We start from the raw sequence: 14,463 nt of genomic DNA, 5'->3' as shown, positions 1-14,463 counted from the left end.
CCCTCATTTCTTACATCAGAGATTGTTGCTTTATCTGCTCTCCGGGGGCTTTGCTTTCAAGGTGACGAATCTCACTCCAGGATGCCACAAGACTGTTAAAGGCCATCCCTTCCTGAGCCCACCCCTTGCGTTCACAGAGGTTATACAGGTGGTAAGCGAGATCGCGGGCCAGTTCCCCCTGTTCTCCGACCTGTCGCAACAGTGCACTCGTGGACCTCTCTCCCTTCTTATCCAGCGAATCAATAAGCCGGAGCATAATCGTCCAGACACTGTACCGATGCGCTTGTGTGGGGTTCCACTCGGACGGGAGTTCGTCGGCTCGGAGCAAGCGCACCTTGCCACCAGTTGCCTCCACAATGCCCGCCTCCTTCATTGCTTGCACAGATGTATTCTTGGCCTTTGAGAGTGTCTCAGCCTCTCCATAGAGCCCGGGCTTCATGGCGTTGTTCTCATACCAGGCAATCGCCCACCGGGTCTCGGGATCATATTCGCCTTCTTGCTCCGTCAGGAACTCATCGAGCACCTGATTGATCAGTTGCAGCGCGGTGCGCACCTTGAGCGACGTTCCATCTGCCTCAACGACCTTGCTATAGCGCGAATAGATCGCAATCCCCGGGCCGATACTGGCCTGCGCAAGGTCAACCGGAGCAATATTACCCGATTGCAATTCTTTCAATGCATGCGGCAGTTCGCGACGGAGCGCGTTCAAAAATTCGCGGCGCGAGGCAATCGGCGCGTTGACCTCACGTGGCCGACAGACCAACACAATCGAGGAGGCCAGCGCATTTGTCCCGTGTCCCACGGTGCGATTGGCAAGCTCGGTCCGCATCGGCCAGGTGCCGGTAATCATAAAACCTGCGCGAATCAGCCCCTCAAGCATGGTCTCCCACCCGGTTGAGGCGTGCACGGTTCCATTGCCCTGCTCATCTTCTTCGGCTTCTCCCTGTTTGAAGGCATAGTAGACCGTCAGCGGGTAGTCAGGATGCTGCACCTCTCGCATTTTCTGAAAGGCCTTGCCCAATCCCACCTCAAAGAAGCGCTGGGCAGTCCGCTTATCACCACCGAAACGATACGGCGTTGCAACCAGTTCCTCCGCTTTGGGAACCAGCATCGTGCCAAACAGCTCGGGATAGATCGGATGGAGCGAGCGACGAAGCCAGATATAGAAGAAATCAGAGAGGTCGGCATAGCCGATATTATCATAGTAGGGCGGATCGGTCGAAATAACGGGCTGTGTAACGCCATTCACGATGCTGGTCGCATCCTGTTGCTTGACGGAGCCTTCAACGCCATATGCAGATATTTCAATTGCCTCAGCCACCCAGTCAACAGCACCCAGAAAATTCCCTGTGGATTCGCTGAACGGGTTTGCCTCCGCAAAATCCCAGACCATCGGGAGCGCCTGTCGAGCAAACGTGTTCCGTGTACTATCCCGTGTGCTATCCCAGGAACAAATACTTGAATTTCTATCAGCCAGACGATCCACAGCAAGTGCCAGATAGGTTGCAACCGCATCAGCATAGGCCTGAATATCCCTATCATCGCGGTCGCTTGTCCGTTGCGCATCACGCACCATCTGCTCGCGCGCCTCCTGCACCAGATCACTGAAGGTGGCCAGGGCGACGAGTTGCCGGTTGGTGAAGAGATCTTTATGCTTTGTCATCCCATAGAGCTGCACCCGGAACCCAAGCGCCTGTTCGGGCAAGCATGTATCAGGGATATCATATGGCGGCTCGACATCTGCTTTCTGGATATGGTCCTCTGTCGGTGCAAGATAGACGCGGCCCGTCGGTCCATCGGCAACAATAGCCATCAACTGCTCGCCCATGCGTCCCTGCTTCCCTTCCTCACGGATATACTCGAAGGGCAGGGGCGTGCCACAAACAATACAGGTCCCTCCTCTACGATTGACCGTCCCGTCCTGCGGTTCCCCTTTGCCGGTCAGCACGGTATACCGGATGCGTGGGGGGGTACATCCCTGATCGATGATCGGTTCAACCCGGGCCTCTTTCCCTTTTTTCTTCGAGAGCCACCATTTGCTTGCCAGAGGCGCTTGTATCCCACAGGCCGGATTCGGGCAGGTAACGGTCCTTGCCCAGAGCCAGGCAATCACATTTGCCTCCTGATGCCCGTATTCAGCAGGGAGTTGAATCCGTGGATAGAGATGACCGATACGCTTCTGTGCCTCCCTGCGCATCCACTTTCCATAATAGCGGATATCGTGAGCAAGACCGCGCGCACCCTGCCACTCCGCAGAAATATCAAAATGCTCGTCGGGATTGATCGGCGGCCGTCTGGCAAACTTTGCCGGTAGTTCCATCATCGCTTTATTCAAAAGCACGGCAACCGGGTTCAGGTCGCGAGCATGCGCGCGCAAGCCCAGGCGCTGCGCTTCGAGCGGGATTGATCCGCCTCCCGCAAAGGGGTCCAGCACAGCCGGCAAGGTCTCGCCCGCATACTTCTTGATCTCTTTGCGCGCCTTTTCCAGCACGTCAGCATTGTTGCTGTTCTCCCATAGCACCAGATCCTCAATCAGACGAAACAGACGATCACGCTCCTGCTTCTGAATCTTCTCAGTCGGGAAGAGCTCGGGATGCGCCGAGGGATCATCTACCAGCGAGGTAAAGAGCACAGCCCTGCACGTTGCCAGTGGCTTACGAGACCACCAGAGATGTAGTGTTGAGGGATGGCCATGCCGAATCGATTTTTCCCGAATAGAGGCTTCATTTATTTTCGTTAACGGAATATTGACCTCTATTAACTTCCTTTTATACGACATACAGGGGGAACTCCTCGAACCATTGCTTTCAGGCTATAATTGACGCTTGTTGCCTTGAAATCAGGCTTACGTTCAAAGGGGCACTGAACATACCAGGTCGTGGTGCGCTCGCCGTCAACCTCCACAATAGCAAGGAAGAAATCCTCAGGCTTATTGAGTGCGGTTAGAATCTCGTTCTTAGTGACGGTGATCGTCTCGGCTCCCTTCTGGCGGCCTTTGACCTCGATAAAGCGTAACTTGCCACTCCCGGGTATGCGCGACTCGATGTCGTATCCGCATTTATCACTTGAAACATCGCGTGGAATGTAGCCCTTCTCCTGCTCGATTGCCATAACCGTTTGCATCGCAATGTGCTCGACGATGGCCGTATCACGGGAGATGTTCGGAGAAGGCTGCGCTTCAATGTGCTTGCGAAGCAGCCCAACAGGCAAAATCAGGGCACAGCCAACGACCACCGGCGGAAGCACAGAGAGATGCTCTGCATGCTCAAGCTCGGCCAGGCGTTGATCTCGGCGCAGTCTCAGTTCTTCTGCCCGCTGCCGGGCCTGCTGTGAGTTCTGGCGGGCATTGGGCTTGCCCTGCTCCTCTTTCTCCAGCAGATCGACAGAACGAGCATCCCAGTACATCGCCTCGCGAGTCAGGCGCTCATGAACGGCCTGCCTGGTCTTGCGGATATGTTCTTTCCGTCGCTGCTCGACTTCTCGAAAATGATGGGGGACAAGGTGTTCGATCGCATACGCACGCACCCGCTCCTCAAGGTCGGCGCGAAGCCAGGGCTGTGCTTTCAACTCCTCAGCAACGGAGAGTTCCTCGTCCTCTAAGGCGCGATAATCCAGAAAAGGCGCATAGCCAGCCGTCCGAACCTCACCAGCCCGATTGATTTCCAGGAAATGAAGCTGACGAGAAACAACGTGATGTCGGCCCGACGCATCGGGAGCCGCTTCCTGAATAGTATGCTCCAGATAGAAGAGCACGCGCGGCTCCTCGCTCTGGTCCAGTGGATCAACCAGCACAGCGCCCTGCTTGAGGAGTCCCTGATAGCGTTCGAGCAACAGGTGAAGCATGGCATCAAGCAACGGATGACCCGGGTAGATCAGCTCTGCGGGCGGCTTGCCTGGCAACGTCAGCAGCTTCTTCTCAAAGGCAATCCGCTCATAGGACTCAAGAATCATGTTGCGGGTTGCCTGACCCCACTTGCGCAACGCAAGCGGAACATGGCGTATCTGATAGCGATGTGGCTCATACTGCGAGCAGCGCATCCCGAAATGCTCACATGCCGCAAGAAAAAAGGCCTCGATAAAATGTGGTTGCAAACGACGGGCGGCCGCACGTTCCATTTCCTCACGTACCTGACGCACGCGGGCAACATCCATCACCTCGCGCACCAGCGCTCGCTGTTCCAGCAATTCCAGCACATGGCGATGATCAAGCGCACTCTCGACCTTCTGAAACGTCCGAGCGCGCACAGCCGGATCATTCCCATAGCGAATCGCTTCGACAATCAAATCTTTGAGCGAGCGATCAGCAAAGTGCAGTTTCCCCAGGACATCAAATACCTTGCCCCCAAGCGCCTCATTCTCACGCTCAAGCTTCTTGAGCAATGTATGGAAGACTTCGCCTTCCCGCGTCTCATGGGCAACCAGATTCCAGAGATGACACACTTCTGTCTGACCGATACGGTGAATACGCCCAAAGCGCTGCTCAAGCCGGTTCGGGTTCCAGGGCAGATCGTAGTTAACCATCAGATGGGCGCGCTGAAGATTAATGCCCTCTCCGGCCGCGTCAGTTGCGATCAGGATCAAAATATCTTTGTTCTGAGTAAATGCATGCTGTGCAGCAAGGCGCTCTTCTCGTCGCATACCGCCATGAATCGTCACCACCGCTTCGGGCCGTCCGAGCAGGATCTGAATGCGGTCAGCAAGATAGTTCAGGGTATCTTTGTGCTCGGTAAAAAGAACCAGCTTATGGCGATGATGCTCATTGTCGAACATGGCATCGCTCTGCAACAGGTTCGCCAGTTCCTCCCATTTGCGATCGGTGCCACTCCAGCGGACGCGCAAAGCCAGCTCCTCAAGCCGCGCCAGGCGGAGAATCTCAGCTTTGAGCTCGGCGATCGTGCGCGCAGCAGAGGCCTGATCGACAACCAGATCTTCCGTTTTTTCCAGCTCCGCATCAGGCAACTCTTCAAGCTCTTCCAGCTCATCGCTCTCGAACAGCGGGAGATCACGCGGCAGAGCCAGCGGAGCAGTCTCATCGGCATGCATCTGAAGCGCATCATCCAGGCGCTTTTGCAGCCGCTCTTTTCGCCGCCTGAGTGATTGGTAGATCGCCTCGGGAGATGACGCCAGCCGCCGCTGAAGGATGGTCAAGGCAAAGCCGATCGTCCCTCTTCGGCTCTTCTGTTCCAGGCTGTCGGCGCGATCAAACTCGTTCTTTACGTAGTCGGTCACTTCCTCATATAGCTGCTTCTCGGGCCCGGAGAGCGTATAGTTGACGACATACGCCTTACGCTCGGGAAACAGCCGTGTGCCCTCAAAGGTAAACAGCTCTTCCTTGAGCATATGGCGCATGAGATCCGAGACCTCAGGCGTTTCGTGGCTCTCGCGATGCGTGCCTTCAAAGCGATCGTGATCGAGCAAGCGCATAAAGAGGGAAAAGTCCTCAGCTTTTCCGTTGTGGGGAGTCGCCGTCAGAAGCAAAAAATGGCGCGTCCGCTGCCCGAGCATGTCACCAAGCTGGTAACGACGGGTATATTTCACCTCGCCACTAAAGACGGTCGCAGACAGTTTATGTGCCTCATCGACAACAACCAGATCCCATTCGCACTGCTTGAGCAGCTCCTGTGTTTCCTCGTTACGAGCGAGCATGTCAAGGCGAGCTATACATAAGGGCAGATCCTGAAAGATATTGCCGGAAAAAGAGTTCTCCAGCCGATCCCGCGTCAAGATCTCAAATCGCAGGTCAAATTTCTGCTTTAGCTCATCCTGCCATTGCTCAACAAGACTGCCAGGCGCCACAATCAGGCAGCGATGCAGATCACCACGAATAAGGAGTTCTTTAAGTAGAAGTCCGGTCATGACCGTTTTTCCTGCGCCAGGGTCATCAGCCAGCAAATAGCGCAGAGGCTGTCTGCTCAGCATCGTACTGTAGACAGCAGTAATCTGATGCGGCAGAGGATCGATCAGCGAGCTATGTACCGCGACAAGTGGATCAAAAAGGTGGGCAAGATGAATTCGATAGGCCTCGGAGATCAGACGAAAATGCGCTCCATCGGCGTCAAATTTCCAGAGCGTATCGGTCGAAATAATCTCAAGCGCGGCTGCTTCCCGCGCATACAATAACTGTGATCCCGGCTGTCCATTGGCGTCTTTAAAGGTGATTTCAACAGCAGAACCGTATGCTTTCACGTCAATGAGGGTCACAGTCTTCTGAGGAAGCAGCCCCTTTATCTGCATCCCCGGCCTGAGTTCCTCAAGGAGAGCCATTGATATCCTTCTTCTTTCTAACAAAACAATGGTAGTAAGGGTATACAACGGCATGATTACTTTAACAGAACTAAACATGCAGGCCAATACGAAACAATTACATTCTAACACATCCTACTGAAGTGGATCAGGCCCACAGCAAGCGTTGCAATGGTATATGCAGAATAAATTCTAGAAAGTGCTCGTTGGTACCGGAACTAGCCAAAGGGGCAATAGAGGCCAGCGCAGTTGTTTTTCGTTCTGCCAGGCAGGTTGACTCAACAATTGGAGAAAGAAAATAAAAAGTTGATATGTAGAAGCGACAGGGATTTTCGCAGAGGAAGCAAAGAGGCTCACATAGAGCAAGAGATGTGGAACAACACGAGGAACGGACACGAGTCCGAGCAGCGCGGCTCGATACAGTGACTTGCGGTATCCTTCTACAGATCGTTCTCTCTTAGACCGCATAGCAGTTCAGAGATAGAACAAAAAACAGCCCTCATATCACCCGTTCTGACTCCTCTGTGCGAGGGGAACAGAGCCACTATCTCACAAGAAAGCATATCTCATGTGGAATAATTTCACAGGTCAGAAATATGTTCTCCGGGAAGAAAGTTGCTCGTGGCAGAGGCATAGAACAGCGGGAAGAGAGGTAAAAAAGGAAAACTGCCTTTCCAGAGTAAGAAAGGAGAGTATCGCAACCAGCGAAAAAATACCCCTCCTATTCAGATAATAAATAAACCAAAGGAGTGTGCTCCGACGTCAACGAGTCGAAGGAGACTTATCACTCTGCCTCTCATTTCATCAGGAACGGCTTTCGCTGTATAGGCAGACAGTGTCACATAATAGAGTGGGTCTATTGCATAAAAGAGAGCCGTGATTCCTGCTAAAAGAAATGTATTTATTGCAAATGCATATAGACCGAAAATTAAGAAGGAAAGCAGCGTTATCCCTAAAAGCAGTGCACTCAAATGAATGCCCCGGCTGGAAGTGCCCAGAAAACATAGACAAACCCTCGTATGGCAGCAACCCCTCCAGCTTGAGCAGAAGAACCTGTTTAAGCCAGAACAACGAGAGGGAGTACGATACCAGTTCCTTCTGTTCCAATCCAGGAGGCAAGCTGTCCACTCCATAGAAGCATGAAGTTACGCTGTTTCCAGAGTGATTTATTCATAAAGCTACTCCAAATGGATAATATGCCATTTATTCCATACTGGTGTTCTTCGGGAAAACGTCCAGGTTATGGTATTTGTGCTCGCCTCTCATCATTGATGGGGAGAGAAAACATGCTTTACAAGAGGAGGCAGCCACCTGGCAGACAGAAAATTTCTGATAGAGTTTCCAGCTCCTCTGTTCTTATCTTACCGAAAAATCACTTTTTTCACCAGAATTTCAACAAAGTATGGAATATTTTTATTCAAACGCTCTATGTAATGGCGATAGCGAGGGAAAAAAGGACCCTCTCTCTGATAAGCGATCCTTCTTCTGGCACGGAGCAAGACGTTGGGGTTGAATTGCCAGAGAAGGTCTTCATGCTCACCTCACAATACAGCATCAAAGATTCTGTCAGGCATGTTCTTTACATCAGTCGGCTCTCCATGCCGTAATTCCTGAACATCGCAAGCAGGATGACATGAACAGGAAAATTCAGCGCAACAAAACTCACATGAGCAGAGATATAATAATTAGAAATGTCTTTTATAACTACAGAACACTGGATAAAATCGTGTTAAAGCCTTTTTTCTTTTCTTCATGAAGAAAGGGAAATGTATGCGGAGATTCTGTCATCACCCGGGTATGTTCTTGCTGCTCTTCGGTATGTTGGGCTTCCTGCTTCCTCTCACTACCGGGCAAGCTCACGCCGCGGTGACCCCGAACCCTCAAAAAGTGGATTATGCCTATGTTTACAACAATCAGCTCTACCTCTCAAAACATGGGAACGTGCCACAACAGGTCACGCACTTCTCCTATGAAAACAAACACCCGCTTATGATTTACTTTGATCAACCGGTCTGGCTCTCCGATGATCGCTATGTTGCCTTTAAGCTCAAAGCGACGGATAACGGTGGAGGCGGCGGCGGCTGTGGATATACCAATCTGATCGGGCGCTATGGGCAGCTCTTCATTTATGATACGGTGACCCAAAAGCTTGTTACCATTTCGCTTCCGGGTGATCCTCAGCCAGCTTCCGGGCTCTATGATGGTAACTGGGCCTTCCTGTTCCAGCAGGATAACAACCCATTCCATCAGGACAAAAACCATCTGCTGGCCTGGCATCGTCAAGGACTCTACATCATCGACCTGACCAGACTCTCTACGCCTCAGCAGGCAGTACATCAGCTCGTACGAGCCAGCGATTTACCCGGCGTGGAGAACCACTATCAAGCAAGGCCGATGCGCTACACCAACAATAACCTGTACTATGAAGCTTCAACGCTGCTCGATGGTCAGAGCGCTCATCCCAAACTCCATATGGAGATCTATGCCGTGAGCCTCAACAACCCAACCCGAGCCAATAAAGTTGCTGATGCCGGCACGGTGCCTCTCTGCCTTCCCTCACCAGATGGCCGAGAAACGAATATATTCCAGGAACCCGGTTGGGACGTTTCGGCATTGGGTACCATCGCCTGGCAACACATTGTACAGAAACCGGATAAGAGCTACAGCAGCAGCATCCAGACGAAGGATCTCGACCAGAAGGTGACAACGGTTTTTACGCGCTTACCATCACAGGCTTTTACCCATAGCATTCGGCTTTCCTGGTCTCCTGATGGTGGCTTCCTTCTGGCCAATACACGGATGTATGATGGCCCTCCGGTTCTTGCAACCATCTCCATGCGCAACCCGGATACAACCTTCTTTTCCTATCAAGGGCAGATCGAAGGTGATGTCTCCTGGCAGCCAGCTAACGCAAAGTTCACGCTCTCCTTCCCTCTGGCCCCCTCCAGTAATGGAGATGTGGTCGAGTACACGCTGAATAATGCGTCTGGTACGCACTGGCAGGTTCCGGCCAATAGCTTCGCCTGGGGCCAAACTGCCTGAGGCTTCCCGGACCTTGACATCACACAGACAGCGAGGTGGCAAACCCTTCCTCGCTGTCTGCTCTGTCTAACTCCATCGCGACCGGTCACCTCAAGGACGAAGTGGAGACGAGCAAAGGCACGGAAGTCCCTTTCTGCTCTTTTCTGTCTTCTTTCCTCCTCCCTCAAACGTGGACAAAGAAAGGCAAGAACGCTTGTCAGCACCCGAGCACACCTCTACAATAGTAGGATCGGCAGCACCAGACGCTCAGATCACTCAGCAGGTGAGCACCAGTGAAAGGAACCAATAATGATCCGCGCTGTAATTATCGACCTTGACGCACTTATCTCTAAGGGGAGCATCACACCGTTACCAGGCGCAGCCGAGCGCCTCGCACACATTCGTGCACAACAGCTTCCCATCGCCATCACCACTAACCCAAATAAGCTCATTGCACATACCGCCGAGCAGCAAGCGACGGCTCCCGACAGCTTCTCTGCTGCTGCACGGGTCGCGGCCTCCATCAAGGAGATAAGCCATGCCCTCGATTTGCAGCAAGTCCCCTGGTTCCTCTCCCTGGGCGATCCAACCACCCAGGAAACAATGTCCGCGCAGACCTATCAAGCCACCATCGAGCAGATTAAGCAGGAAATGCAATCGCTTTTTCCTCAGGGAGCCCTCTATGTGAGCCAGGTCACCGGACCAGCCCCGGCCATGCTCCTCGCCATCACGCAGCACTTCCAGGTCCCTCCTGCTGAATGCCTTTACATCGGGACCAGTGCCATGGATAAACAAGCGGCTAACGCTGCCGGGCTGCCGTTTGAACTCGTATGAGACGCGTGTGCCTGTCACTCATCCTCATAGAGGCGACAATCACGAGCATAGTAACTCATCAGGGAGCTTCCTGGCTCCCCTGTGCTTTATGCACCTCGGTTCGATCCGGCATGTTCCCTCGATGGTAGAGCCAGAATGCGGGATGCGGGGAACGACCAGGTAAGACAATCTCGCATTTCTGGGCACTCACCACAACCTTCGCTGGTTCCTCCAACAGGGCAGGGTCAGTATGCTCAAGCCAGGCCACCACTTCCAGCGTCGAACGATAGCGCAGCGAAAACACCCGTTCTCCTAACACATCCTGATTCACCTCAATCAGGTTTGTTGGAAAGCGACTCTGCACCGCCTGTAAACAATTACGCAAAGTATCCTCAAACTCCATCATGTTACTCACCCTTGTTCTTCTTCCCCTGCCCGATAAAGAGCAGCTTCCTCATCCCGTCTCTACAACGGAACATGGTGACCATTGTAGAGCAGAGACATCCTCTTTTGTAGTGCACGAACGCGGTTCACAGGCGGTTTCAGACATGCGATGACGACGAAGAGCGTTGTGGCGCGGTCTCCTCTCCTGCCCCAAAAGAAACTGCTCGCCGATAGAAGCATCTCCTTTCCGGTGAGCCGAGCTACACCTGCAACGTATCCCCTCTGCTGACCATCACCCTCACCACTACGAAACCTTCGCTGTTGAGTCCTCTTCCCCCTTCACGGGAGCGGGCCGCGCAGTGAACTGCCACACGCGTCGAACGAAGAACGCTTCTCATCCGGTCCTGCTGGACGAGAACGGAGCACGTGTCGCCTGTCCCTGATGTGTCGAACAAGGAAGCCAAAGCAGAGCGCCTGCAACGGTTCTCTGAGGTGCAGTGGAGTTCAGACACAAGCCTCCTCCTTCTGATGGAGGTGATTGACGGAGGAAACTGCTGCCCACTACGTTGCTCATCCTGCTTGCTGGTGGATGCCCCGCAAGCAGGGCCGCGGGACCACCCTGACAGAGTGCGTTCCAGCACCCTCCTCCCCTGTTCGCCCAAAGCAAAAGCATTCTTTCAGCACTTACGCCTCTGCTGATGATCATCGTTCAAAATTTGTTCGAGCGAGTCATGCGCGAAGAGCTGGCACAGCACATTGATACCTTTTTGGGAGAATGTCTACTCAGGTGCCGAGGGTAGAAATTCCAATCAGTAGGCCGAGATTGCTACCATCTGGCAGGTCACTCTTTTTATCTGTTGTTCCCTGAGATGAAGAGCATTTCATTGCGGGCATAACAGGTGATACGCAAAAACCGGGAAATTGGTGCTCAGAATAAAATATTACATTTTTTACCAGGAACATCCTTAATGAGAGAAAAGCGGATAGAATAGATCACTGCCCCAGATCCCCGACCCGACTCAAAAGGCCGACCGAAGATCCAGGGCTCTAAAAGTCGAAAATACTTCCGGCCCATTACTCAGAACCAGCTTCGATCCTCTCTCTTATGGGTTTATAGAGTTCAATAACATTGCCATCCGGGTCACAAAAATGTGCCACGCGTGATCCCCATTCAGGCATGTCTGTTGGAAGGGTAACAAAGTCAACGCCCTTTTCTCGTAGGGAGTGAACAACCTCGTCAACATCGTCTACTTCAAACTGCAAAATGGAGAGAGGGAAGGATGATAGAGCCTGTATCTCAGATCCAAGCACAGGGGCCATCCGTTTTCGGGCAAAAAGTGCCAGATTTTTTTCTTCAAAATAGGCATATTCCAGAGTATCATTATGCCAGCCGGAAAATCCCAGAATATCTTTATAGAATGCCAGACTTTCAGAAAATTTGTTGACCAGTAATCTAATTGCGTGAAATTCCATCTATTATTTTTCCTTTATGATCAGAGCATAACTATTCCTCTTTTGCATTTTATTCTGTGAATTTATCCCATGATATTCATAGACATACCCTGCCAGATCTTGTACTGCAAGAATGCACAAAAGGAACTATCTTCCCTCTGGAAACAGCACACAACAAGATACCTTGCTTTTGGGAAAAGCAAGAATCCGGCCTACTTGCTCGTCTCTTCTTCATTACTCCACCATGAGAGGCTTCAACATCAAGGGGGAACTGCCTTACAAGCACCCCAATCGGTCCAGCAAAATGCAAAGGGTCATTCTCTATTATAAGCGATGCTTCACGCAAAACATCCTGCTTCCAGTACCTATGCTCCCTTTGCTGAGAAACACTGACTTCAACCGACGATTCACCCCCCCTATCTGGATAGCACATCCTGCTTACTCATTGGAGGGAACTGAGGATTTTACAGGTATCCTCAGCTTCCCGCATATAGCCCCTTACAGCACAGAGAGTTTGAGCAGCCTTTCCGCATTCCTATGGGCAATTTTCTCTCTATCAGCAGGACTGAGAGGGGCATTCTCCAGAAATGCTCTGGCATGATCGCCGGCCTGGAAAGGATAATCGACGGAGTACAGAATACGATCAACCCCAAGAACCTGGAGACACAACAAGAACGGAGGAAGCGTAAACATTCCGCTGGGAGTAACGTACATATTCTGGACAAAATAGTCCTTCACAAGTCGCTGCAAGCCTTTAGTCACCGGAGTTAGTCCAGCGGAGAAGCGATCCAGGTAGAAAGGGATCATCTCTCCCCAATGACCGAGGACAATTTGCAGACGGGGATAGCGATCAAAGACCCCGGCCAGGACCAAGCGTAGCGCGTGAATCCCTGTATCCAGGTGCCAGCCCCAACCAAAGGTTGCAAAGCTCCCACTCACAGCAGGCTCGAAACCAGCGTAATAGGCATCCCATACCTTCTGCGGTGGAGGCGCGGGATGCAGGTAGAGCGGAACGTCAAGAGCTTCAGCCGCCGAGAGAAGCGAGTCAAACGCAGGATCGTCCAGGTAACGCCCCTTTGTATGCCCGTGAATCATTGCCCCCCTCAAGCCAAGAGTCTTCACTGCTCTCTCCAACTCAGCAGCAGAAGCCTCTGGATCAGGCGTAGGTAGAGTAGCCAACCCCACAAAACGCTCAGGATGGGCGCGAACCACCGCCGCAAGTCCATCATTAATCGTTCGTGCCAGCGCGACCGCCTCTGCGGCAGGAATCTGCTGTATCCCTGCGGCAGGATGAGAGAGCACCTGCATATCAACGCCCATCGCTTTCATCGCTTCCAGGCGACCACTCCCCACATCCTCAAGCTGCGCGGTCGGCGGCTCATAGAAATTCTCTCCAGAGGCCGGGAGCAAGCGCGCCACCGCCTCCTTAATCTCAGCGAACTGAAAATGTTCTTCAAACGCAATAATTTTCATCAATATCCTTCTTCCTAAAAGCAAGTCTCACTTACGTTTTGAAGTATAGCAGATGACGAAGCAAAAAAGCAAGTGACACTTGCTTTTTGTTTTCTCACCTGCTATACTCCTGAGCATGAAGAACAAAGAAGACACCATACCCATGAAAAGCAGTGGCCGAACAAAATCTCGTCCTGGTGGGAGAAGCGCACAGGTGAGAAAGGCCGTCCTGACTACCACACTCGATCTGCTGAGTCAACGAGGCTATGAAGCCATGACAACCAGGGATATTGCCGCTCATGCCGGAGTCAACGAAGCTTCATTGTTTCGTCGCTGGGGCACTAAGGCCGCGATCGTCGCGGAGGCCTTACAGAACTACAGCGCCACAGAGACACCCACGCCAGACACTGGCGCCCTGCGCACCGACTTGCTAGCCTTGTTGCGTGGGATTATCGCCCGTATCCAGACCCCCTTAGGCAAAGTCATCGACCAGATCGTCGTAGGGCAGAATACGCAGCCCGAGTTAGAAGAAGTGCGTCGGGCCTACTGGCGAGATCGCTTCAAGCGAGCCGAAGCGATCATCCAGCGAGCAAAAGATCGCGGCGAACTTCCCGAGGATATCGATGCCCACTTTCTGGTGGAAGTTGCCATCGGGCCAATTGTCGTGCGAGCCAACGCCACAGACCAGCCACTGGACGACCAGCTGCCAGAGCAGATCGTAACGCTGATCCTCTCCAGCATCCAGCAAAAAAGCACCTCCTCCAATTAAGCTGAAGCACGCCGCATACCACACTCAGTCCAACAAGCAGAGCTGGCCAACAGAATCAGAGCAAGCTGAGGATACATGTAAAATACTCAGCTTACTTCTATTGCGGAAAAGAGCCGAATTCTTGCTCTTCCAGACAGTACATTGCCAAATTCAGGCGGTGATATGCGTCAAACAGGCAATGGATATGGTCCTGTAGCACCTTCCCGCCACTCATTATTGAAAGGCGAGGTTGTGGCAACCTTTTCTAGAGTCTGTCAGGAACTCGATACCAAAACGATGGTAAAAGGTCGCATGATGACCAGAAAACCGTATCCAGGCGATGTCACAGA

The 14,463-nt window shown here is 52.5% G+C and carries 9 protein-coding genes; 4 read left to right on the top strand and 5 right to left on the bottom strand.

The genetic code is table 11. The features are described from left to right. Window positions 1–10: 10 nt before the first annotated feature. Together EI42_RS18020 and EI42_RS18015 are read right to left on the bottom strand one after the other, a co-directional pair. Entirely contained in the window at window positions 11–2,779 is a 2,769-nt protein-coding gene (locus tag EI42_RS18020; protein ID WP_111324026.1) for a DUF1156 domain-containing protein, read from the bottom strand. Beyond that, entirely contained in the window at window positions 2,758–6,264 is a 3,507-nt protein-coding gene (locus EI42_RS18015; protein WP_111324025.1) for a helicase-related protein, read from the bottom strand. Before EI42_RS18015 ends, EI42_RS18020 begins: the two co-directional genes overlap by 22 nt. 1,118 nt (window positions 6,265–7,382) lie before the next feature. Here EI42_RS18015 and EI42_RS33355 point away from each other — a divergent pair. The 3 genes from EI42_RS33355 to EI42_RS18000 all read left to right on the top strand — a co-directional run bounded on the left by EI42_RS33355 (window position 7,383) and on the right by EI42_RS18000 (window position 10,098). Then, window positions 7,383–7,850 (top strand): hypothetical protein, encoded by a 468-nt coding sequence (locus tag EI42_RS33355; protein WP_111324024.1) that lies wholly within the window; start codon window positions 7,383–7,385, stop codon window positions 7,848–7,850. Between the two features lie 163 nt (window positions 7,851–8,013). Beyond that, a complete protein-coding gene (locus EI42_RS18005) occupies window positions 8,014–9,285 on the top strand; it encodes a hypothetical protein (protein ID WP_137686318.1) in 1,272 nt (423 codons plus the stop codon). A 288-nt stretch (window positions 9,286–9,573) separates the two neighbouring features. Continuing rightward, a complete protein-coding gene (locus tag EI42_RS18000; protein ID WP_111324022.1) occupies window positions 9,574–10,098 on the top strand; it encodes an HAD family hydrolase in 525 nt (174 codons plus the stop codon). A gap of 58 nt (window positions 10,099–10,156) precedes the next feature. Here EI42_RS18000 and EI42_RS17995 read toward each other — a convergent pair whose 3' ends face one another. From EI42_RS17995 to EI42_RS17985, 3 genes are all read right to left on the bottom strand, one after another. Continuing rightward, window positions 10,157–10,483 carry a hypothetical protein gene (locus EI42_RS17995; protein ID WP_111324021.1) on the bottom strand — a complete coding sequence of 109 codons (327 nt, stop codon included), beginning with the start codon at window positions 10,481–10,483 and terminating at the stop codon, window positions 10,157–10,159. Window positions 10,484–11,535: 1,052 nt separating this feature from the next. Continuing rightward, a complete protein-coding gene (locus EI42_RS17990) occupies window positions 11,536–11,934 on the bottom strand; it encodes a VOC family protein (protein ID WP_111324020.1) in 399 nt (132 codons plus the stop codon). Between the two features lie 477 nt (window positions 11,935–12,411). Next, window positions 12,412–13,386, bottom strand: a complete 975-nt coding sequence (locus EI42_RS17985) for an amidohydrolase family protein (protein ID WP_170142728.1) — start codon at window positions 13,384–13,386, stop codon at window positions 12,412–12,414. A gap of 193 nt (window positions 13,387–13,579) precedes the next feature. Between EI42_RS17985 and EI42_RS17980 the strand changes: the two genes are divergently transcribed. Next, window positions 13,580–14,134, top strand: coding sequence for a TetR/AcrR family transcriptional regulator (locus EI42_RS17980; protein ID WP_170142727.1), 555 nt, complete (start codon window positions 13,580–13,582; stop codon window positions 14,132–14,134). Window positions 14,135–14,463: the final 329 nt, after the last annotated feature.

Origin of the sequence: Thermosporothrix hazakensis (genome assembly GCF_003253565.1) — a bacterium.
Taxonomy (GTDB): Bacteria; Chloroflexota; Ktedonobacteria; order Ktedonobacterales; family Ktedonobacteraceae; genus Thermosporothrix; species Thermosporothrix hazakensis.
Note: the sequence above shows the minus strand (reverse complement) of the source record. Positions and strands in the feature narration are given on the sequence as shown.